22 protein-coding genes are annotated in these 20,319 nt (G+C 61.1%); 14 read left to right on the top strand and 8 right to left on the bottom strand.

The features are described 5' to 3' along the window. The 6 genes from IEV82_RS00305 to IEV82_RS00280 are packed head-to-tail and all read left to right on the top strand — an operon-like array spanning nucleotide 1 to nucleotide 4,740. On the top strand, nucleotides 1-1,716 hold the full coding sequence (locus tag IEV82_RS00305; RefSeq protein ID WP_188479954.1) for a sensor histidine kinase: 1,716 nt from the start codon (nucleotides 1-3) through the stop codon (nucleotides 1,714-1,716). Between the two features lie 8 nt (nucleotides 1,717-1,724). Further along, complete coding sequence (locus tag IEV82_RS00300) at nucleotides 1,725-2,165, top strand: HPr kinase/phosphorylase (protein WP_188479953.1); 441 nt, start codon at nucleotides 1,725-1,727, stop codon at nucleotides 2,163-2,165. Between the two features lie 16 nt (nucleotides 2,166-2,181). Beyond that, nucleotides 2,182-3,105, top strand: a complete 924-nt coding sequence (gene rapZ / locus IEV82_RS00295) for an RNase adapter RapZ (RefSeq protein WP_188479952.1) — start codon at nucleotides 2,182-2,184, stop codon at nucleotides 3,103-3,105. Then, nucleotides 3,102-3,503 (top strand): PTS sugar transporter subunit IIA, encoded by a 402-nt coding sequence (locus IEV82_RS00290; RefSeq protein WP_188479951.1) that lies wholly within the window; start codon nucleotides 3,102-3,104, stop codon nucleotides 3,501-3,503. The genes rapZ and IEV82_RS00290 overlap by 4 nt, the downstream gene beginning before the upstream one ends. A 28-nt stretch (nucleotides 3,504-3,531) precedes the next feature. Then, nucleotides 3,532-3,810 carry an HPr family phosphocarrier protein gene (locus IEV82_RS00285; RefSeq protein WP_188479950.1) on the top strand — a complete coding sequence of 93 codons (279 nt, stop codon included), beginning with the start codon at nucleotides 3,532-3,534 and terminating at the stop codon, nucleotides 3,808-3,810. 48 nt (nucleotides 3,811-3,858) lie between these two features. After that, nucleotides 3,859-4,740, top strand: a complete 882-nt coding sequence (locus IEV82_RS00280; RefSeq protein ID WP_188479949.1) for a lysophospholipid acyltransferase family protein — start codon at nucleotides 3,859-3,861, stop codon at nucleotides 4,738-4,740. Here the strand turns inward: IEV82_RS00280 and IEV82_RS00275 are convergent. Beyond that, on the bottom strand, nucleotides 4,737-5,612 hold the full coding sequence (locus tag IEV82_RS00275) for a 3-hydroxybutyryl-CoA dehydrogenase (protein ID WP_188479948.1): 876 nt from the start codon (nucleotides 5,610-5,612) through the stop codon (nucleotides 4,737-4,739). The two genes, IEV82_RS00280 and IEV82_RS00275, sit on opposite strands and share 4 nt — an antisense overlap. Before the next feature lie 149 nt (nucleotides 5,613-5,761). On the opposite strand from IEV82_RS00275, the gene IEV82_RS00270 reads away from it, so the two are divergent. Next, entirely contained in the window at nucleotides 5,762-6,580 is an 819-nt protein-coding gene (locus IEV82_RS00270; protein WP_188479947.1) for a DUF6473 family protein, read from the top strand. 53 nt (nucleotides 6,581-6,633) lie between these two features. Here IEV82_RS00270 and IEV82_RS00265 read toward each other — a convergent pair whose 3' ends face one another. From IEV82_RS00265 to IEV82_RS00245, 5 genes are all read right to left on the bottom strand, one after another. Beyond that, the gene (locus IEV82_RS00265; RefSeq protein WP_188479946.1) at nucleotides 6,634-7,563 is read right to left on the bottom strand and encodes an electron transfer flavoprotein subunit alpha/FixB family protein; all 930 of its coding nucleotides are present in this window, start codon (nucleotides 7,561-7,563) and stop codon (nucleotides 6,634-6,636) included. Continuing rightward, entirely contained in the window at nucleotides 7,563-8,321 is a 759-nt protein-coding gene (locus tag IEV82_RS00260; protein ID WP_188479945.1) for an electron transfer flavoprotein subunit beta/FixA family protein, read from the bottom strand. Before IEV82_RS00260 ends, IEV82_RS00265 begins: the two co-directional genes overlap by 1 nt. Nucleotides 8,322-8,487: 166 nt before the next feature. Further along, nucleotides 8,488-9,609 carry a M48 family metallopeptidase gene (locus IEV82_RS00255; protein ID WP_188479944.1) on the bottom strand — a complete coding sequence of 374 codons (1,122 nt, stop codon included), beginning with the start codon at nucleotides 9,607-9,609 and terminating at the stop codon, nucleotides 8,488-8,490. Continuing rightward, a complete protein-coding gene (locus tag IEV82_RS00250; RefSeq protein ID WP_188480765.1) occupies nucleotides 9,606-10,781 on the bottom strand; it encodes a DUF898 family protein in 1,176 nt (391 codons plus the stop codon). The genes IEV82_RS00255 and IEV82_RS00250 overlap by 4 nt, the downstream gene beginning before the upstream one ends. A 10-nt stretch (nucleotides 10,782-10,791) precedes the next feature. Then, a complete protein-coding gene (locus IEV82_RS00245; protein WP_188479943.1) occupies nucleotides 10,792-13,107 on the bottom strand; it encodes a DNA topoisomerase IV subunit A in 2,316 nt (771 codons plus the stop codon). A 156-nt stretch (nucleotides 13,108-13,263) separates the two neighbouring features. Between IEV82_RS00245 and IEV82_RS00240 the strand changes: the two genes are divergently transcribed. The 4 genes from IEV82_RS00240 to IEV82_RS00225 all read left to right on the top strand — a co-directional run bounded on the left by IEV82_RS00240 (nucleotide 13,264) and on the right by IEV82_RS00225 (nucleotide 15,474). Beyond that, nucleotides 13,264-13,800 carry an SH3 domain-containing protein gene (locus IEV82_RS00240; protein WP_188479942.1) on the top strand — a complete coding sequence of 179 codons (537 nt, stop codon included), beginning with the start codon at nucleotides 13,264-13,266 and terminating at the stop codon, nucleotides 13,798-13,800. 1 nt (nucleotide 13,801) lies between these two features. Beyond that, nucleotides 13,802-14,629 carry an SDR family NAD(P)-dependent oxidoreductase gene (locus IEV82_RS00235; protein WP_188479941.1) on the top strand — a complete coding sequence of 276 codons (828 nt, stop codon included), beginning with the start codon at nucleotides 13,802-13,804 and terminating at the stop codon, nucleotides 14,627-14,629. A 68-nt stretch (nucleotides 14,630-14,697) separates the two neighbouring features. Continuing rightward, nucleotides 14,698-14,898, top strand: coding sequence for a twin transmembrane helix small protein (locus IEV82_RS00230; protein ID WP_188479940.1), 201 nt, complete (start codon nucleotides 14,698-14,700; stop codon nucleotides 14,896-14,898). 3 nt (nucleotides 14,899-14,901) lie between these two features. Then, the gene (locus IEV82_RS00225; protein ID WP_188479939.1) at nucleotides 14,902-15,474 is read left to right on the top strand and encodes a cob(I)yrinic acid a,c-diamide adenosyltransferase; all 573 of its coding nucleotides are present in this window, start codon (nucleotides 14,902-14,904) and stop codon (nucleotides 15,472-15,474) included. Between the two features lie 48 nt (nucleotides 15,475-15,522). On the opposite strand, the gene IEV82_RS00220 is transcribed toward IEV82_RS00225, so the two are convergent. After that, a complete protein-coding gene (locus IEV82_RS00220; RefSeq protein WP_188479938.1) occupies nucleotides 15,523-15,840 on the bottom strand; it encodes a DUF1244 domain-containing protein in 318 nt (105 codons plus the stop codon). A gap of 17 nt (nucleotides 15,841-15,857) precedes the next feature. Further along, on the bottom strand, nucleotides 15,858-16,595 hold the full coding sequence (locus IEV82_RS00215; RefSeq protein WP_188479937.1) for an N-formylglutamate amidohydrolase: 738 nt from the start codon (nucleotides 16,593-16,595) through the stop codon (nucleotides 15,858-15,860). Between the two features lie 169 nt (nucleotides 16,596-16,764). Here IEV82_RS00215 and pyk point away from each other — a divergent pair, with 169 nt between their 5' ends. The 3 genes from pyk to IEV82_RS00200 all read left to right on the top strand — a co-directional run bounded on the left by pyk (nucleotide 16,765) and on the right by IEV82_RS00200 (nucleotide 20,317). Continuing rightward, nucleotides 16,765-18,210: a pyruvate kinase gene (pyk, locus tag IEV82_RS00210; protein ID WP_188479936.1), complete on the top strand. Its 1,446-nt coding sequence runs from the start codon at nucleotides 16,765-16,767 to the stop codon at nucleotides 18,208-18,210. Nucleotides 18,211-18,245: 35 nt separating this feature from the next. Further along, nucleotides 18,246-18,467, top strand: coding sequence for a hypothetical protein (locus IEV82_RS00205; protein ID WP_188479935.1), 222 nt, complete (start codon nucleotides 18,246-18,248; stop codon nucleotides 18,465-18,467). A 128-nt stretch (nucleotides 18,468-18,595) separates the two neighbouring features. After that, a complete protein-coding gene (locus IEV82_RS00200) occupies nucleotides 18,596-20,317 on the top strand; it encodes an AMP-binding protein (RefSeq protein WP_188479934.1) in 1,722 nt (573 codons plus the stop codon). Nucleotides 20,318-20,319 lie beyond the last annotated feature (2 nt).

The raw sequence follows: 20,319 nt of genomic DNA, 5'->3' as shown, positions 1-20,319 counted from the left end.
ATGGCACTGGTTGAGGGTGTGACCCACAGCAAGGACGGCGGGCGCAAGGATGCGGATGTGGTGCTCGGGGATGACTGGGTCGCTCCCGACAGAAATGTCGAATCCGAAGTGCGCAGCAGCCGCGAAAAGCGGGGTCTGTTCGCTCTCAACCGGTCACCGCTGACCCGCAAGATCATCACTTTCAACCTTGTTGCCCTCAACTTTCTCGTTGCGGGCATCCTTTTCCTGAACTCGTCGCGTGACACCTTGGCCGAACAAAAGGCCGAGGCGGTGCGCGTCGAGGCGGAACTGATTGCCGATGTGTTCGAAGCGCAGGCGATGCGGGACCAGACGGTGAACCTCGCCTTGGGCGAAGGCATCGACGTGGCCGAGACACTGGAAAACCTCGAGATGCGGCCTGGTCTGCAGGTTTTCGTCTTTGACGCAGCGCGCTTTCTGGTCGGCAATGTCGATGGGCCGATGGCAGGCGCGAACGGGCTTTCGATTTCTGAAAAACCGACCGTGATCTCGGACTTCCTGCTGACCGTCTGGAGCAGCGTTTCCTCGGTATTCCAGACGGATACCGGGATGGAGCCGGTGACGCTCGAAGACATCCTGCGCCGCCAGATCGAAGAGACCGACCCGACGCAGACTCGGATCGAACGGTCTGAAGGGCCGGGCGGCGAGACGATCTTTACAGCGCTCAGCCCCATCGAAGTTGCCAGCGGTGTCGCCGGCACCATCGCGCTGGTCAGCTTTGCGCCGGAAATCGACGCCGCGGTGCGGCTCGAGCGCGAGAATGTCCTTCAGATGTTCGTCATCGCCACGCTTGTGTCGATCGGGCTGAGCCTTGTTCTGGCATCGACGATCTCCAACCCGATTTCAAACCTGGCCGACGCGGCAGAGGTCGGGCGCGACCGCAACCGACGCAATGTGTCCTCCGGCCGAATTCGCATCCCCGACCTGACCGCACGACCCGACGAGATCGGGCGGCTGTCCGGCGCGCTGCGGGGTATGGTGGCAGCCCTTTACGACCGGATCGACGCTAATGAACAATTCGCAGCCGACGTGGCGCATGAAATCAAGAATCCCCTGGCCTCGCTGCGGTCGGCGGTAGGCACCTTGCGTCTGGCGAAACGTCCAGATCAGGTCGAACGCCTTCTAGATGTGATCGACCACGATGTGCGTCGCCTTGACCGGCTTGTCAGCGACATCTCAAACGCGTCGCGTCTGGACAGTGAGCTGGTCAAGGAGGAAGAGGCCGAGTTCAACCTTCTGGATATGCTCAAGAACCTGTCGCAGTTCCTCGGGGACGACGCGAAACGCCGGGGCATCGAATTCATCTCCGACCTGCCGGATCGACCGATCCTTGTCCACGGGCTTGAGGCACGGCTGGCACAGGTCTTCGTCAACCTGATCAGCAACGCGGTCAGTTTCTGCGAAGACGGGGATGCCATTCGAATCTGGGCGCGTCGCCGCGAGAACCGCGTTCTGATCGTGGTCGAGGATACCGGGCCGGGCATTCCCGATGAGGCTTTGACCAAGATTTTCAAACGCTTCTACTCGCAGCGGCCCGAAACCGATTTCGGCAATAATTCCGGGCTTGGGCTGGCGATCTCCAAGCAGATCGTCGAAGCGCATGGCGGCGTGATCTGGGCCGAAAACATCCGCCCGACCGAAGCTGACGCGACATCCGAACCGCTCGGGGCGCGCTTTGTTGTCGGCCTGCCGCTCTAGGCTCCGCGATGGCCTCGACCGACACGCTTGTCCTTCATGCCACGGCAGTTGCCGTCGGTGACCGCGCGGTTCTGATCACGGGCGCGTCCGGCAGTGGGAAATCCTCGCTCGCGCTGGAGATGATGGCGCGGGGCGCGACACTGGTGGCTGATGACCGGGTGATTCTGTCAAAGTCAGGCACGGATGTGATGCTGACATGCCCCGACCCGCTCTGCGGCATGATCGAAGCGCGCGGCGTGGGCCTTTTGCATGCGCATCACCGCTCGCCCGCTGGCCTTGCGCTGGTTGTCGACATGGATCAGACGGAAATCGACCGGCTGCCGCCGCATCGCGTCATCACCTATCTTTCACAAACGTTCCCATTGCTTCACAATGTAGACACGCGGCATTTCCCTGCGGCTGTCCTGCAATATCTACATGGCAAAGGGCGTGCCGATTTGCGGCCCTGAGCGCGGAAACACAGACATGGCGACCCAGCCCAACCCCACGCGCGTGGTTCTGGTGACCGGTCCTTCGGGAGCGGGCAGGAGCACCGCGATCAACGTTCTCGAAGATTTGGGCTTCGAGGCGATCGACAACATCCCCCTTCGCATGATCCCCCGGCTGTTCGAAGGGGAGCCGCTGGCGCATCCGATGGCCCTTGGCATCGACGTGCGGAACCGCGATTTCTCACTGGCGCGGCTGTTGGAGTTGCACGATGACCTGCTGCGCGAGACCGAGGGCAATGCCACCCTGCTGTACCTCGATTGCCGACCGGATATCCTGTTGCGGCGCTATTCCGAAACGCGTCGCAGGCATCCGATGGCGCAGGCGGAAACGCCCGAAATCGGCATCGCCCGCGAAATCGAGCTGCTACGGCCTGTCGAAAGCCGGGCGGATATCCTGATCGATACGTCAAACCTGTCGCCGCATGATCTCAAGGCCGAGTTGCACCAGTGGTTTGCCGATGCAACATCGCAGAAACTGTCGGTGGCGCTGCAGTCCTTTTCGTACAAGCGCGGGATTCCGCATGGTGTGGATATGGTGTTTGACTGCCGATTCCTGTCCAATCCGCATTGGGAAGCGCATCTGCGTGGAAAAACCGGGTTGGATGCCGAGGTTCGGGAGTTCGTGGCGTCGGACAGCCGTTTGTCGACCTTCCTTGGCAAGATCAGCGATATGCTGGCATTTCTGCTGCCCGAGGTGGACCGAGAAGGGAAAACGCATGTTTCCATCGGGATCGGGTGTACCGGGGGGCAACACCGTTCGGTTGTCGTGACGGAACAGGTGGCACGAACCCTTGCAGTACAGGGCTGGCGAGTGTCAATTGGGCACAAGGAACTGGAGCGGCGCGGAATGGTGCCCGCTGTCACCGCAGCGTCGGCTGATCTTGGAGGGACGACAGAGTGATCGGGATCGTGATCGTGGCGCATGGTGGCTTGGCGCACGAATACCTGTCTGCGGTCGAGCATGTCGTCGGTCAGCAACCCGGCATGGCCGCGGTTTCGATCAATGCGGACCACAACCGGGAGGCCAAGCAATCCGAAATCTGTGCGCTGGCTGACGAGGTGGATGTCGGCAAGGGTGTTGTCATCGTGACGGATATGTTCGGCGGCTCACCCTCGAACCTGAGCCTCCGGGCCTGTCAGCCGGAAAACCGCAGGATCGTCTACGGTGCAAATCTGCCGATGCTGATCAAGCTGGCGAAAAGCCGCGACAAGACCGTGCCCGAAGCCGTGCGGGCTGCACTTGATGCTGGTCGGAAATACATTGACAGCCAAGACATTACTCTGGATCAGAACGCCTGATCACGAGGGTTAAGGGAGGCCCGTCATCATGTCCGCCACGGCGCATCGCGTTTTGAAAATCGTTAATGAAAAGGGATTGCACGCCCGGGCGTCGGCAAAGCTTGTCGAGGTCGTCGAAGGCTTTGATGCCACCGCGGAAGTCAGCAAAGATGGCATGAGCGCGTCAGGTGACAGCATCATGGGGCTTTTGATGTTGGCAGCGTCCAAAGGAACCTCTATTGAGGTAGTTACTTCCGGGCCGGACGCCGAGGCCCTTGTCACCGCAATCGAAACCTTGGTGGCCGACCGCTTTGGAGAAGGCAACTGATCTTCCGGGTCAGTCGCGCCAACCGAAAACAGGACGTCTCGCTGCCATATGGTTGATAGCTACCAGCACACATCGACGGACCAGCGCCCTGTGGCGCCCGGAGATGTGCCATATGACAAGCGCAAGCTGAGCTACGCCAACACATTTACCAATCCCTGGAAAGCCAACACCATCCGCACACTGGAATGGATGACGGGCAAGATTCCTTTGCTGCGTCTGGTGCGCAAGTTCGAACGGATGGGTCCCGCCGAAGGGCAGGCGTTCTGGGGACAGGCTTTGGGTTTGATGAAGATCGCGGTTCAGACGCCCGTGGAACAGTTGGCGCGCATTCCCAAGGACGGTCCTGTGATCGTGGTGGCAAACCACCCGCACGGGCTGGTCGACGGGATGGTTCTGGCCGAGCTGATCGGACGCGTCCGGACAGATTACAAGATCCTGACGCGGTCTTTGCTCACCGGTGTGACCGAAGTCGAAGACTTCATGATTCCCGTGCCTTTTCCACACGAGGAAGATGCGAGGGAGCAAAGCCTCGAGATGCGCAGCCGCGCGATGGGGCATTTGAAAGAGGGCGGCGTGATCGCGCTGTTCCCGTCGGGTGTGGTTGCGTCCAGTGACACCCTCTTCGGACCTGCCATAGAGCGCAATTGGAACCCGTTCACCGCCAATCTGATTCAGCGCTCTGGGGCGGCCGTTGTGCCCATTCACTTTCCAGGCCAGAATTCGCGGTATTATCAGATTGCGAACAGGCTTTCGCCGACCCTGCGCCAGGGCTTGCTGATCAATGAAGTCATTCACGCCTGCGGCAAGCCGCAAAAGCCGATTATCGGTGAGCCGATTTCACCCGAACTGATTCAGAGCTTCAACGGCCGCGGTCGCGAATTCATGGTGGAATTGCGCAGAATCACGATGTCCCTGGCCGAAAAGCCCTAACGCGTCGGGACCGGCACGTCGCCGCGATAATCATAGAAGCCGCGTTGCGTCTTGCGACCAAGCCAGCCCGCCTCGACATATTTCGTCAGCAAAGGGCAGGGGCGGTATTTCGTGTCGGCCAGCCCGTCATGCAGCACGTTCATGATCGCAAGGCAGGTGTCGAGACCGATGAAATCGGCCAGTTCAAGTGGCCCCATCGGATGGTTCGCGCCCAGCTTCATCGACTGGTCGATCGAGTTCACGTTGCCGACGCCCTCGTAGAGCGTATAGACCGCCTCGTTGATCATCGGCATCAGGATGCGGTTGACGATGAAAGCGGGGAAATCCTCGGCCGAGGCGGCTGTCTTGCCAAGTTTTTCGACAACACCCAGGCAGGTTTCGTAGGTTTGCTTGTCCGTGGCGATGCCGCGGATCAGTTCGACCAGTTGCATCACCGGAACCGGGTTCATGAAGTGGAAGCCCATGAATTTTTCCGGACGATCCGTGCGGCTCGCCAATCGTGTGATCGAAATCGACGAGGTGTTCGATGTCAGGATCGTGTGTTCGGCCAGATGCGGGAGCAGGCTGTCGAAGATCTTTTGCTTGATCGTTTCCTGTTCTGTCGCGGCTTCGATGATCAGGTCGGTTCCTGCGACATGCGGCAGATCCTGCGTGGTAACGATGCGCCCCATCGCCTGATCCCGTTCGTCCTGCGTGATCTTTTCGCGACTGACCTGGCGGTCCATGTTGCGTCCGATCAGGTCGGTCGCGCGGTCAAGGGCATCTTTGCTGATATCATTCAGGACAACATCATAGCCTGCCAAGGCCATCACATGGGCGATCCCGTTGCCCATCTGGCCAGCCCCGACCACGCCGATTGAATTGACCGTCATGCGAATGCTCCGTCCGTTTCGCCGCAACAATGACTTGTGGGGGAGTGGGCTGCAAGGCGGATCGGGGTGATCCGTCGATTTTTAGCTTTAGCGTTTTGGGAACCGAATCGCGCCAGTTTCATCACCGGGTGAAGAAAAGGGTGTGGTGTATGGATATTTCGTCCACGCGCAATCAAGGTATTGATTATGCGCCGTGTCGCTATGGTGGATCGCGTTTGTGGTTTCGGGGGCCGCGGCGGGCGTTGCGGTCGCCCTATGTGGCCTGTCTTGGGGGCTGTGGCGTCTACGGGCGTTACGTGGCGCATCCCTGGTCACAGCAGCTCGAGGCGCGTGTCGGCAGCACGGTTGTCAATCTGGGTGTCGAAAACGCAGGTATTGACGCCTATTTGAACGATCCCGGTGCGCTTGCCACGGCGGCGCAAGCGCGGGTTGCCGTGATCCAGGTGACCGGCGTGCACAACATGTCGAACCGGTTTTACGCGACCCATCCGCGCCGGAATGACCGTTTCCTCAAGGCGTCTCCGCCGTTGAAATCGCTCTATCCCGAGATGGATTTTACCGAAGTCCATTTTACCCGGCATCTGCTGGGGCGCTTGCACGCCATCTGCCCGGACCGGTTCGACATGGTGGCGCAAGAGGTGAAAGACGCATGGCAGGCGCGGATGCGGTCGATGATTGCGCAAATGAATGGCGAGGTGTTTCTGCTGTGGTTCGCGCCGCAGGCGTTGCCCGAAGATGCCGTTGGCGTGACCGGGAGCGAGCTGTTCCTGACGCGCGGCATGGTCGAGGCGCTTGCGCCGCATGTCCGAGGGTTGATCGAAGTTGTGCCGACCAAGTGGCGTGCCGAGGATGAGTTCCTGGATGTGCCCCCGCTGGAGACGTCTCGCGCGGCCTGTCTGCCTGGTCCGACAGCGCATCATCACGTTGCCGAGGCCGTCGCGCGGGCGATCATTCCGGTGCTGCACTAAAAAACGGCGCGCTTGGCAAAAGCGCGCCGTCTGTATCAAGATTGCAGGTTGGGTCAGCCCAGCTTTTCGGTGAGTTCCGGCACAGCTGTGAACAGGTCCGCAACAAGCCCGTAATCCGCAACCTGGAAGATCGGGGCTTCTTCGTCCTTGTTGATGGCGACGATGATCTTGCTGTCCTTCATGCCGGCAAGGTGCTGGATCGCACCCGAGATACCGACCGCGATATAGAGATCCGGTGCCACGACCTTGCCGGTCTGACCGACCTGCCAGTCGTTCGGCGCAAAACCGGAATCCACAGCGGCACGCGACGCGCCAACTGCGGCGCCCAGCGTGTCTGCCAGTTTCTCGATCATCGCGAAGTCGCTTTCCGACCCGACGCCACGGCCACCAGAGACCACAATCCCTGCCGAGGTCAGTTCCGGACGGTCGCTTGCGGCAACCTTGTCTTCAACCCATTCGGACAGGCCCGGATTGTCGGCGGCTGCAATCGCTTCGACCGAGGCGGAACCGCCGGTCGCTGCCGCATCGAAGGTCGAGGTGCGGAACGAGATCACCTTGGTCGCATCCGAGGATTTGACTGTCTGGATCGCGTTGCCCGCGTAGATCGGACGTTCGAACGTGTCCGCATCGATCACGGCTGTCACGTCGGTCAGGATCATCACGTCAAGCAGGGCTGCCACGCGGGGCAGGATGTTCTTGGCGTCTGTGGTCGCCGGGGCGACGATGTGGGTGTAGTCGCCCGCAATCGACGCGATCAAGATCGAGACAGGCTCGGCCAGGCGGTGACCGTAAAGGTCATCCTCGGCCAGCAGCACCTTCGACACACCGTCGATGGTCGCGGCTTGGTCAGCGGCGGCCTTGGCGCTGGCACCGGCGGCCAGAACCACGACATCCCCAAGCGCCTTGGCGGCGGTCACGGTCTTGGCTGTGGCGTCCATCGAAAGCGCGCCATCGGTAATCTCGGCAATCAGAAGAACGGCCATTATACAGCTCCTGCTTCTTTGAGTTTCGCAACCAGTTCGTCGACCGACCCCACCTTGATGCCTGCCGCGCGCTCTGCGGGCTCGGAGGTTTTCACGATCGCAAGGCGCGGTGTGACATCGACACCGTAATCGGCGGCCGTCTTTTCATCCAAGGGCTTTTTCTTGGCCTTCATGATGTTCGGCAGCGACGCGTAGCGCGGCTCGTTGAGGCGAAGGTCAGTCGAGATGATGGTCGGCATCTTGACCTTCACGGTCTGAAGGCCGCCATCCACTTCGCGCGTCACAACGGCATGATCGCCGTCGATATCCACGTTGTTTGCATACATCGCCTGCGACCAGCCCAGAAGCGCCGACAGCATCTGGCCTGTCGCGTTCATGTCGTTGTCGATGGCCTGTTTGCCGCAGAGCACGAGACCCGGCTCTTCTTCCTTGACGATGGCGGCAAGGATTTTCGCCACGGCCAGAGGTTCGATATCGGTGTGCACGTCATCAGCAGCAATCACAAGGATCGCGCGGTCCGCGCCCATCGCGAGGGCGGTGCGCAGCGTTTCCTGGCTTTGCTTGACGCCGATGCTGACGGCCACGATCTCGTCGGCCTTGCCTGCTTCTTTCAGACGGATCGCCTCTTCGACGGCAATCTCGTCAAACGGGTTCATCGACATCTTCACGTTGGCGAGATCGACACCGGAACCATCCGCTTTGACGCGAACTTTCACGTTGTAGTCGATGACGCGTTTGACAGGTACCAGGACCTTCATGGGCGTGTTCCTCTCGTTGGGATCGCGGGGAAATCCGCGATTCTGACGTTTCTTCCGGGCAAGGGATACCCAACCCTGAACAGCGGAAACAGGGCAAAATCGTCACGTTAGCGCCATTGGACGTCGCGTTTTCCCGTAAACGCGGCTCCGGAGGGCGCAAGCGGCTTCAATCGCAGATATTCTGCAGCGCGCGCCATTCCTGTGCCGTGAGCAGCGGCACCGCGTCGAACCCGGCTGGTGTCGCATCGCGCGCGGCCTGAATCCGGTCGCCAAGGGTGGGGTGGCTCAGGAAATGTGAAACAATGGGGCTGGCATCGCCGCCAAGCGCAAGAAAACGCTCGAACATCGTGGCAAGGGCGGAAGGCGCGATTTGGGCGTCCAGCATGACGGCATGGGCGAATACATCGGCATCCGCTTCCGCCTCCTGGCTGTATTGCGCCTCGATCAGACGCTCTGCCAGCAGCAGCACGGCGGCGCCTCCCGCGAAATCTCCGAACAACAGCCCCAGCACACCCAGAGACCCTGCGGATCGCAGCGCATGGCGTGTCGGATCGCGGCTGACCACGTGGCCGATTTCATGCGCAAAGACCGCAGCCACCTCTTCCGGGGTCTCGGCCTTTTCGATCAGGCCGCGAAAGAACACGATGTAGTTGCCGGGCAGGGCGAAGGCGTTGATCATCTCGTGATCCAGCACCGACACAGTCAGGATCTGCTCTTCAGGCAAAGCAGCCTGCAGCCGCGCCTCCATCTTGGACAGTGCAGCCATCCCCTCGGGGTTGTCGCAGACCGGCACGGGGTTCAGCCCGGTCTGATCCAGCGCGCTGCGGATCTGGTTGAACGTCACCTCGCCCAAGGCGCGTTCGCCTTCGGGTGGGATGAAGCGCGCCAATTGGTTGGCCATGGTGGGCACAAGCACGAAGATGATCAGCGCCACCGAGGTGATGGCAGCCAAGGCCCAGCCGATCAAGGGTCCGCGCTTGGTGACCTTGGGGCGCTTGGAGCGGTTGGGCAGGCGGGGCGTGAGGCTGTGATCGTTCAAAAGGATGCGCTGAACCGGATCATTCGAGAGTTGCAGCAGCATCTGATCGCCGCCCGCCTGATCCGGCACTTCGCGGATGTCTGTCAGCGGCCATGTTATGCGGACGCCGCTGTCGGTCAGTCCGACCAGCGCCTGTGCGTCTTCATCCACCGTCACCGCGACTTGTGTCGCCGCAGCAGCGATACCGTCGAAATAGGTTCCGGTGGCCGAGAACGGTTCCGGGCTGCGACCCACGCGCAAGACGGTCATAGCGACGCCCCCACATCCAGCGCATCGGCGAACCCTTCAGCCTCTTCGAATTCATCGCGCGGGCGTTGGCGGATGCTGTTGGCGGCAGAGGCTGGCGAGAGGGTCAAAGACGAGAAATAGTGACGGATCACGGGCAGGGTGATGAACACGTTGGTCAGCGCCGACCACAGCAGGAAGATGGTGAAATAGATCATGACGCTGGCCGTGATGATGGCATATCGGCCCATCCCCGCAATCGGCGCGATCATGTCCTCAAGGCCCATGTCCGTCAGCATGTCGCCGGATTGGATCAGCAGCATCAGAATGCCCAAAAGGACGAGCGGAAAGAACACGGCAGCCGCAGCCAGCAGCGAGCCCAGGACGTAGATCATCAGCACACGGAACGCGTTGGGCGACAGGGTGAAGCCCACGCCGTTGATCGTCTTCGCCTCGGTCAGCCGCCGCAAGGTGTCGACACGGTAATAGACCAGCCCGTAAAGCCCGATAAAACCGGAAAAGATGCAAATTCCGGAGCCAACGGCGATGTTGTCGGACAGGATCGCGGCACCACCCGCCAAAGCGACCGCAAGGGCCAGGAACATGGGTTTCATCGCGGGATAAAGCATCGTCCACGTGCCGCCTTGCGCCATACGGGCGGTGCCGAAAAAGGTTCGGTCAGCCTTGTATTTCTCAAGCCAGAACGTCATGCGCGGCAAGAGCAGCCCAAGGCTGAGGATCGTCACCGCCCAATGCGTCATGGCGCGCCACGCGTAGCCCCATGCCCCCGGCTCGAGGCCGAAACGCAGGCCGCGCCACCGGGTGCGCGCAAGAACGTAGCGCCGCGCGCGGTACTGGGCATAGAACCAGAGCGGGATCACCCCGACGAGGCTTGTGGCATAGGCCGCAAAATTGTCCTGAAACAGCGAGAAGCTGGCGAACATCAGGATCAGGTTCACGATCCCGATGTAGAAGGCCAGCACGACCACTGCGAACAGGAAGCCCAGCAGTTTTTCAATCGGATCGCCCACGTATTCGAGAGGATGCCCACCGGGACGGATCGCCGACCAGTACCAGCGCCGCAGCCGTGTCCGCATCCAGAAGCGGTAGAAGCCAAGTGTCAGAACGGTCAGGACACCGGTCCTGAGCGCCAGCCAGAAGAGCGTCTTGCGCGTACCGACCACTTCTGTGGCCAGTGTTTCCGTGTCAGTTGAAGAGGTTGTCTCTCGGGAAACCGCGCGGGGCCATGCGTCCGATGCCTGCGCGTTTTCCTGTCCACTCGGCAAGGTCGGCTTCGGTTCTGGTGCGTCCGGCTGGATCGCGCCAGGAGAGGCCTTCTCCCAGGGTGAAGGTGGTTGCATCCGACAGGCCCCCGTCCTTGTACTTTTGCAGCCGCACGCCTTTACCGCGCCCCATTTCAGGTAGTTCGTCCAGAGCAAAAACCAGCACCTTGCGGTTTTCTCCGACGACGGCCACAGAATCACCAGTTACGGGCTTGCACACTCTGGCGCGCACATCGCCCTTTACATTCAACACCTGTTTGCCCGCGCGCGTCTGCGCCACCACTTCGGCTTCAGGCACGACAAACCCGTCGCCCGCGTTCGATGCGACAAGCAACTTGCGGTCGGGCTGGTGGATGAACAGGTCCACAATGGCGGCCTCGTTCGGCAGGTCCACCATCAGGCGCAGCGGTTCGCCCATGCCGCGCCCGCCAGGCAGGTTGGCAGCCGGAATCGTGTAAAAGCGCCCGTTCGATCCGAACACCAGCAGACGGTCGGTGGTTTCGGCATGGAAGACAAAGCGCGGACCGTCGCCATCCTTGAACTTCAATTCGCGATTCAGGTCGATATGACCGGTCATCGCACGGATCCAGCCCATCTCGGAACAGACCACGGTGATTGGTTCGCGGTCGATCATCGCCTCGATCGGCACGTCCTCGACCTCGCCCGCTTCGGCGAAAGTGGTGCGCCGTGCGCCGCCCACGTAATTCTTGCCGAATGTCTTTTTTGTCTCGCGCAACTGGTCTGCGATGGCGTCCCACTGCAACTCGCCACTGTCCAGAAGGTCCTCCAACCCGGCGCGTTCCTCCATCAGGCGGTCACGCTCGGCCACCAGCTCCATCTCTTCGAGCTTGCGCAGCGACCGCAGCCGCATGTTCAGGATCGCTTCGGTCTGAACCTCGGTCAGACCGAGTTCATCCTCGCCCGTGACCGTCGGCGGCGAGACATAATCCCGCTCGTTCATGGCGCGCGGATGGTCCTTGCCCCAATCCTCGCGCATCAGCGCGGCCTTTGGCTCGTCATCGTAACGGATGATGTCGATCACGCGGTCGAGGTTGAGGAAGGCGACGATCAGGCCTTCCAGCACTTCGAGCCGGTGGTCGATCTTGTCCATCCGGTGCTGGCTGCGGCGGATCAGAACTTCGCGCCGGAAATCCAGGAAGGCGCGCAGCACTTCCTTCATCGAACAGACCTTGGGCGTCAGCCCGTCGATCAGCACGTTCATGTTCAGGCTGAACCGCGTTTCCAGGTCGGAATTGCGGTAGAGCATGTTCATCAGGACATCCGGGTCCACGTTCTTGGATCGCGGTTCCAGCACCATGCGGATGTCATCGGCGGATTCGTCGCGGATATCGGCAAGGATCGGCACCTTCTTGGTCTGGATCAGCTCGGCCAACCGTTCCACCAGCTTGGATTTCTGTACCTGGTAGGGGATTTCGGTGACGATGATCTGCCACTGCCCCCGGCCCAGATCCTCGATCTCCCAACGGCAGCGCAGGCGGATCGACCCGCGCCCGGTGCGATAGGCCTGAGCGATGTTCGCGCGATCCTCGACGATCACGCCACCGGTCGGAAAATCCGGCCCCGGCACGTATTTCATCAACGTGTCATCCTGCGCATCGGGCGCCTTGATCAGATGCAGGCAGGCGTCGATCAGCTCGGAAATGTTGTGCGGCGGGATATTGGTCGCCATGCCGACCGCGATTCCGCTTGATCCATTGGCCAGCAGATTGGGGAATTGCGCTGGCAGAACAATCGGTTCTTCCAGTGTGCCATCATAGTTGGGACGGTAATCGACCGCGTTTTCGTTCAACCCGTCGAGAAGCGCTTCGGCGACCGCGGTCAGGCGCGCCTCGGTGTAGCGGGCGGCGGCCGGGTTATCGCCGTCGATATTGCCGAAATTGCCCTGGCCATCGACCAGCGGGTAGCGGACGTTGAAATCCTGCGCCAGCCTCGCCATGGCATCATAGATCGCGGCATCGCCATGCGGGTGATAGTTTCCCATCACGTCGCCACTGATCTTGGCGGACTTTCGGAAGCCTCCGGTGGAACTCAACCGCAGTTCGCGCATTGCATAAAGGATACGACGGTGGACCGGCTTCAACCCGTCCCGCGCATCCGGCAGTGCCCGATGCATGATCGTCGACAAAGCATAAGTCAGGTACCGCTCACCGATCGCGCGGCGCAGCGGTTCCGCAAAGTCGCGGGGGGTCATCTTGGGGTCGTCGACATCATTGGCCATAGATCGTGTGATACTCACCCCCTCTGAGGCCGTAAAGCAATTGCGGGAAAATTTTTTGTCTTTCCCCTTCGGAACGAACGGAGAATCACGGTATTCCACGCCCCGTGGTAGAGTAATCCGGGCTGTGTTTGAGTGGAGTCCGCCCTGGGGGTTGTTATGAACAAATATATTTTGATCGCGTTCGCGGTCATGGCCATGGCATTTTACGAGTTGTCCGGCGGTGCCGATTTTGAACCCGGCGAGACATCACTGGTGGTTTTCGCCGATCCCAAGCTCAGCGTTGTCCCATCGCAGCCGAGGCCCGAAATTGTTGCGAGGTCCGACAATGGCGGTTCTGTCCTGACAGATATCGCGCCCACCCGTGCCCTGATCGAGCCGGTTGTCACGAATGCGGCAGTCACCCCAACGTCGGCCGTGCTTGAAACCGAGGTGGTGCCGGACGCGCCGGGTCAAGATGCTGCTTCGGTCGAAAAGCCCCAGACAATCGCTCAGCGTGACCTGCGATTTGTCGACGGTGACACAGTGAACTTGCGCGGAGGTCCGGGAACGGACTATGCCGTAGTCGGAAGGCTGGTGCGCAATGACATGGTCGAAATCTTGCAGGATGAAGGCAACGGCTGGCTGCATTTGCGCGCGACCGAGACAGGTGATGAAGGGTGGATGGCCGAACGGCTTGTGACGGCTGCCAATTGACGTGAACTCGAAAACAATCCTGATTACCGGCTGCTCTTCGGGGATCGGCCTCGATACGGCGCGGCGGTTCAAATCGCTTGGGTGGACGGTTTTTGCGTCCTGTCGTGGGCAAGAAGATTGCGACGCGCGGGCCGCCGAAGGGTTCAGCGCTCCGCAACTCGATTACCAAGACGCAGCCAGCATCGCCCGCTGTGCCGCAGATGTCTTGCGCCAGACGAACGGCAGGCTGGATGCCCTGTTCCACAATGGCGCTTACGCCTTGCCCGGACCTTTGGAGGACATTCCCGCTGACGGGATGCGCGCGCAGTTCGAGGCGAATTTCCTCGGATGGCATGATCTGAACCGTCACCTGATCCCGGCGATGCGGGCACAGGGTGGGGGCCGTATCCTGTTCAACTCATCCGTCCTTGGCCTTGTCGGGATGAAATACCGCGGGGCCTATGTTGCGACGAAATTCGCGCTGGAAGGCTACGCCGATGTGTTGCGCATGGAGATGGCCGAGACGGGCATCGATGTCGTCCTGATCGAACCGGGGCCGATCGAGACCGATTTCCGCAAGAACGCGATCAAGCAGTTCGACCAATGGGTCGACTGGCAATCGTCACCGCGCCGCGCGCAATACGAATCCACGCTTCTCGACATGCTCAAAAAAGGCAGCAGTTCCAAAGCGCAATGGCCCGCTTCTGCGGTCACCGAGGCGGTCGAGAAAGCCCTGACGGCCAAGCGACCCAAGGCGCGCTACCGCGTGACGACCCCGACCCATGCGATGGCAATTGCCCGCCGGTTGCTTCCGACACGCATGCTGGACTGGGTTTTGTCCAAAGGCTGACTTTTCATTCGCCTTGCGCCGCGCTACGGCTACATCCCCGGGAACACCAATCGAAGGAAGACCCTGCCATGATGCAAGATCCGTTGTTCGTTATTGCCGCCATTGCCTGTTTGGCGGTCGTGGCTGTCCTCTTTTTCGGCATCGGCAGCTTTGCCAAGGGTGGCGAGTTCAACAAGAAATATGCCAACAAGGCGATGCGCTGGCGGATCATCGCACAGTTCGCGGCAGTGGCTCTCATCCTGCTGTTCGTCTGGCTGCGGGGAGAGTAAATCATGGTTGTCCTGAACAAAATCTACACCAAGACCGGCGATGATGGCGAAACCGCGCTGGGCAACGGCGCGCGCGTGGCCAAGCACTCCATGCGAGTGACCGCCTATGGCACGGTGGACGAGCTGAACGCGATTGTCGGGCTGGCCCGTCTGCACACGGACGGAGAGCTTGACGCCAACATGTCGCGGATTCAGAACGATTTGTTCGACCTCGGTGCCGACCTGTGTCGCCCCGATATCGAAAAGGACGCAGAGTCCGAGTATCCACCGCTGCGCATCGTCGGGTCACAGGTGGACCGGCTCGAGTCCGAGATCGACGCCATGAACGCCAAGCTGGAACCGCTGCGCAGCTTCATCCTGCCCGGTGGATCGCCTTTGTCGGCGCATATGCACCAGTGCCGCACCGTGGCGCGTCGCGCCGAACGGCTGACGGTCGAACTGGCAACGATGGAAAGCGTCAACCCGGACGCGGTCAAGTACCTCAACCGTCTGAGCGACTGGTTCTTCGTGGCGGCCCGTGTTGCCAATGACGACGGCAAGGCGGATGTGCTCTGGGTGCCGGGGGCGAACCGCTAACGGGACAGGTGGACCAGTCTTGGTTGACCAGGACTGGCCCTGCCTCGGTCAGCCGTTCTTGTCGGTGACGTTTTCCTTGAACGCGACGTCGAACGCGGCTTTTTGCGTGTCGCTCGCCTCGGTCTGGTAGCGCTCTTTCCACTCCGACATGGACATGCCGTAGAACGCCTCGCGCCCAGCGTCCTTGTCCATCTCGATCCCGCGCTCATTGGCGGCTTCCTGGTACCAGCGGCTCAGGCAGTTCCGGCAGAACCCGGTCAGGTTCATCATGTCAATGTTCTGTACCTCGGGCCGGTCTTCGATCAGGTGCTGACGCAACCGGCGAAATGCGGCTGCCTCGATTTCAAGTTGGGTCTGTTTGTCCATCTCTGCTGTCCTCTGGTTCAGTCGGTCGTTTGGGCCAAGGCCGCCTTCAGCATCGGCGCAAGGCGTTCGCCCCATGCCGCCTGCGTCGCTTCGGTGGCGATCAGATCGTTGCGCAATTCGATAAGTGTGTTCTGCCTGCCGTGATGCAAGGCGTGGCGGTCGATCGCATCACCGGGCAGGTGACCGGGATAGGGCTCGTTGCGCCCGACAACGAGATCGGGCTCTGCCTTCAGCGCGGCGATCAGCGGATCGGACAAGCGGCTGTCATAGCCGTGCAGAATACCGACATGCCAGGGCCGACTGGGACGCGCCCGCAATTGCCGGGTGAAGGAATGCACCGCAACGATCACCGTGTCGTCGCGGCGGGCGGCCAGAGCGGTCAGCGCGTCGTGATAGGGGCGGTAATAGGCATCCAGCCTGCGGGCTTTTTCGGCGGCACCCGCCATGCGATTGCCCGGAATGACCGACCCGTCATAAAGACGCATCAGCAGCGTGGGGTCATCCTCACCCCGGTTCGGGTCGATCACCAGCCGCGAAAAATTCGACAGGATGGCGATGCCGCCAAGTGCATCCGCCAAGGCACGCGTGACACCCGCTGCACCGGGATCGAAGGCGATATGCCGGGCCATGTCGGCCTCTGGCAGGCCCAGCGTGCCGCCCAGATCGGGCGGGACAGTGTTGGTCGCGTGATCGCAAGTGATCAGCCAACGCGAGGACCGGTTCTCTCCGTGCACAAAAAACGGTTCATATGTCATAGCTGTGTGATCTCCCGACCGCATCAGATAGTTGAGTTGCGCCTGAAAGGGAAATGGGCAATAACGCGAACAGCAAGTTAGCGGTAACATGATGCTGTTATCCCGGTGCGGGCAACGCGCCAATGGCAGCGACGGTCGACCAGAACACAGGTGAAGGACGGATATCCCGATGAGACGTTTGCGGAGTGTGAAAATCGTGGCCACCCTTGGCCCGGCGTCAAGCAGCTACGAGATGATCCGTGCGCTGCACGAGGCAGGGGCAGATGTCTTTCGCCTGAACATGAGCCATGGCAGCCATGCCGAGATCGCAGAGCGTCATGCCATCATCCGGCAGATCGAAAAGGATCTCGGCAGCACCATCGGCATCCTTGCCGACCTTCAGGGGCCGAAACTGCGGGTCGGTGTCTTTGCGAATGGCGAGGAAGAACTGGTCGAGGGCGCGGCGTTCCGGCTGGATCTGGCCGACGAGGACGGGTCCATCGACCGGGTCACGCTGCCCCATCCCGAGATTTTCGCGGCGCTCGAACCGGGTGCGCATCTGCTGGTCAATGACGGCAAGATCCGCCTCAAGGTCGAGACATGCGGCAAGGATTTTGCCGATTGCGTCGTGATCGCAGGGGGGACCATCTCCAACCGCAAGGGGGTGAACGTGCCCGACGTGGTGCTGCCTCTCGCGGCGCTGTCGGACAAGGACCGTGCGGATCTGGAATTCGTGGCCGAACTGGGTGTCGATTGGCTCGCGCTCAGCTTCGTCCAGCGCGCTCAGGATGTCATCGAGGCGCGCGAACTGTGCAAGGGGCGCGCCGCGATCCTGTCCAAGATCGAAAAGCCCGCAGGGGTCAAGGCGTTCGAGGAGATCCTCGAAGTGTCCGACGGCATCATGGTCGCGCGTGGGGATCTGGGTGTCGAACTGCCCGTACAGAATGTCCCGCCGATCCAGAAGCGCCTGATCCGCCGCTGCCGTGCCGCTGCCAAGCCGGTGATCGTGGCGACGCAGATGCTCGAGTCGATGATCGAGTCGCCCATGCCCACCCGCGCCGAGGTGTCCGACGTTGCGACCGCGATCTACGAAGGCTCCGACGCGATCATGCTGTCCGCTGAATCCGCGGCAGGCAGCTACCCGGTCGAAGCGGTCACCACGATGAACAACGTGGCCATCGAAGTGGAAAGCGATCCGACCTATACCGAGATCATGGAAGCCTCGCGTGTGGCCAAGCGGGTCACCGTGGCAGATGGCATCGTCGCAGCAGCCCGCGAGATTGCCGAAACGACTGACATCAAGGCGATCTGCTGTTTCACCTCGTCGGGCACAACCGCGCTTTTGACAGCGCGGGAACGACCGCGCGTGCCGATCATCGCCATGACAAGCTCTGTTCGGACCGCGCGCCGGCTTGCTCTGACCTGGGGCACGGAATGTGTCATCACCGGCGAATTGGAGCGGTTCAAGCAGGCCGTCGTGAACGCCGCCCGTGCGGCCCGTGCCGGTGGGTACGCAGAAGCCACAGACCAGATCCTTGTCACTGCGGGTGTGCCGTTCAACACGCCGGGCACAACGAACATTCTTCGTGTGGCACCCTGCGACGAACGTTTGATCTACAACACCGATCCGGAGTAATCTGCCCCACGTGTAACCAGTGGGAGCAGATCGCAATGGATCCTGACACGTTATTTGTCATCGGCCTCGGGCTTGGGGTTTTGTCCATCCCGGCGGTCGTCTCTGCCATTTCCAAGGGCGAAAGGCCCAGGATCGCCACGATCACACTGATGATTGCGGGGGCTATGGTGGTGTGGGCGATGTCGAACAAACCGGGTGGATACGCGATCGAAGCCATCCCGGCGGTGGTCGCCAAGGTGCTTCGGAGCTTTACCTGAGCCCCGTCGCAATGTCTTGTGACGTTCGATCACTATAGATCAATGCGGCAGATGCCTTTAGCACTTCTGTGAACACATTGCCCATGCCGTGGAGGCGACGGGGCGATGCCATGGGAGGAGAAAATGGCATGACAGCTGAGGCGCGTCCGTGGACGGCTTTTTATGGGCCGAATGTCCGGAAGGACATCGAGACCGCATCGTATCGCACGCTTGCGGACCTGATCCGGTCGGTGTCGAACACCTATGGCGATGCGCCGGCGTTCACGACCTGTCTGCCCAATGGCATGAACGGCACGCTGAGTTTTCAGCAGGTCGACGAGATGTCGGATGCCTTTGCGGTCTACCTGCGCGAAGTGGCGGGGCTTGCACAGGGGGATCGTGTCGCGCTTCAGATGCCCAATTGCCTGTCCTTCCCGGTTGCGGCCTTCGGCATCCTCAAGGCCGGGTGCATCCTCGTGAACGTCAACCCGCTTTATACCGCTGACGAGATGGGCAAGCAGTTCGCCGATGCCCAGCCGCATGCGCTGGTGATCGTGGACATGTTCGCCGACAAGATCCCGGCGGCCACTCAGGGCCATCCGATCCCCAACATCATCGTCACGCGGGTTGCCGAATTCCTGCCATCGCTGCCCCGCGGGATCGTCGGGCTGGTGCAGAAGCACTGGGACAAATCCGTCAAGCGGATCGAGGTCGCCCATATCCGCCTGCCGGACGCGCTGGCCGCCGGGCGTGACCACATGAGCCGCCAACGGATCGAGGCGGATGTCTACACCCAGAGCGTCGACGCCAATGACGTGGCCTGCCTGCAATATACCGGCGGGACAACCGGTGTTGCCAAGGGCGCGATGCTGACCCATGCCAATCTGATCCTGAACATGGAACAGACGATGGAGATGCTGGAAGGCGTGGAAAAGGGCAAGGAAATCGCCCTGACCGCGCTGCCGCTCTATCACATCTTCGCCTTCACGGTGAACATGCTGGCCTTCTACTGGTTGGGTGCCCGCAACATCCTGATCCCCAACCCGCGTCCCCTGTCGAACCTCAAACGGGCGTTCGAAAACTACAAGATCACGTGGATGAGCGGCGTCAACACCCTCTTCAACGGGCTGACCAACGAGGTCTGGTTCACCGACAGCCCGCCCAAATATCTCAAGTTCTCGTCGGCCGGGGGCATGGCGCTTCAGGCGGCGGTTGCGCAGAAATGGCAGGGCGTCACCGGCAAGCCGGTGCTTCAGGGCTACGGCCTGACCGAAACCTCGCCCGTACTGACCTTCAACCCCTTGGGCAAGATGCGCGACGGCTCCATCGGCATCCCGGTGCCGGGCACGGACATTGCCTGTCTCGATGAGGCGGGAAACCCGGTGGCGCAGGGTGAAACCGGCGAAATCGCGGCAAAAGGCCCGCAGATCATGGCGGGCTATTGGAACAAGGCCGAGGAAAGCGCACATGCGCTGCGCGATGGCTGGTTCCTGACCGGCGATATCGGTGTGATGGACCCGGACGGGTATTTCCGCATCGTTGACCGCAAGAAGGACATGGTGGTCGTGTCCGGCTTCAACGTCTACCCGAACGAGGTCGAAGACTGCCTTGCCCTGCACCCCGGCATTCTTGAATCAGCCGTGATCGGCGTGCCAGATGACTCCACCGGCGAGGCGGTCAAGGCCTATGTCGTACGGCGCGATCCCGGTTTGTCAGAGGCCGACATCCGCGCGCATTGCAAGCAACATCTCACCGCCTACAAGGTACCGCGGCGTGTCGAATTCCGCGACGAGCTGCCGAAATCGAATGTCGGTAAAATCCTCAGAAAAGACCTGCGCGCCGAAGAACTGGCCCGCATCGCAGCGGAGTAACC

This window comes from Marivita lacus, assembly GCF_014637725.1.
Lineage (GTDB): Bacteria > Pseudomonadota > Alphaproteobacteria > Rhodobacterales > Rhodobacteraceae > Marivita > Marivita lacus.
Note: the sequence above shows the minus strand (reverse complement) of the source record. Positions and strands in the feature narration are given on the sequence as shown.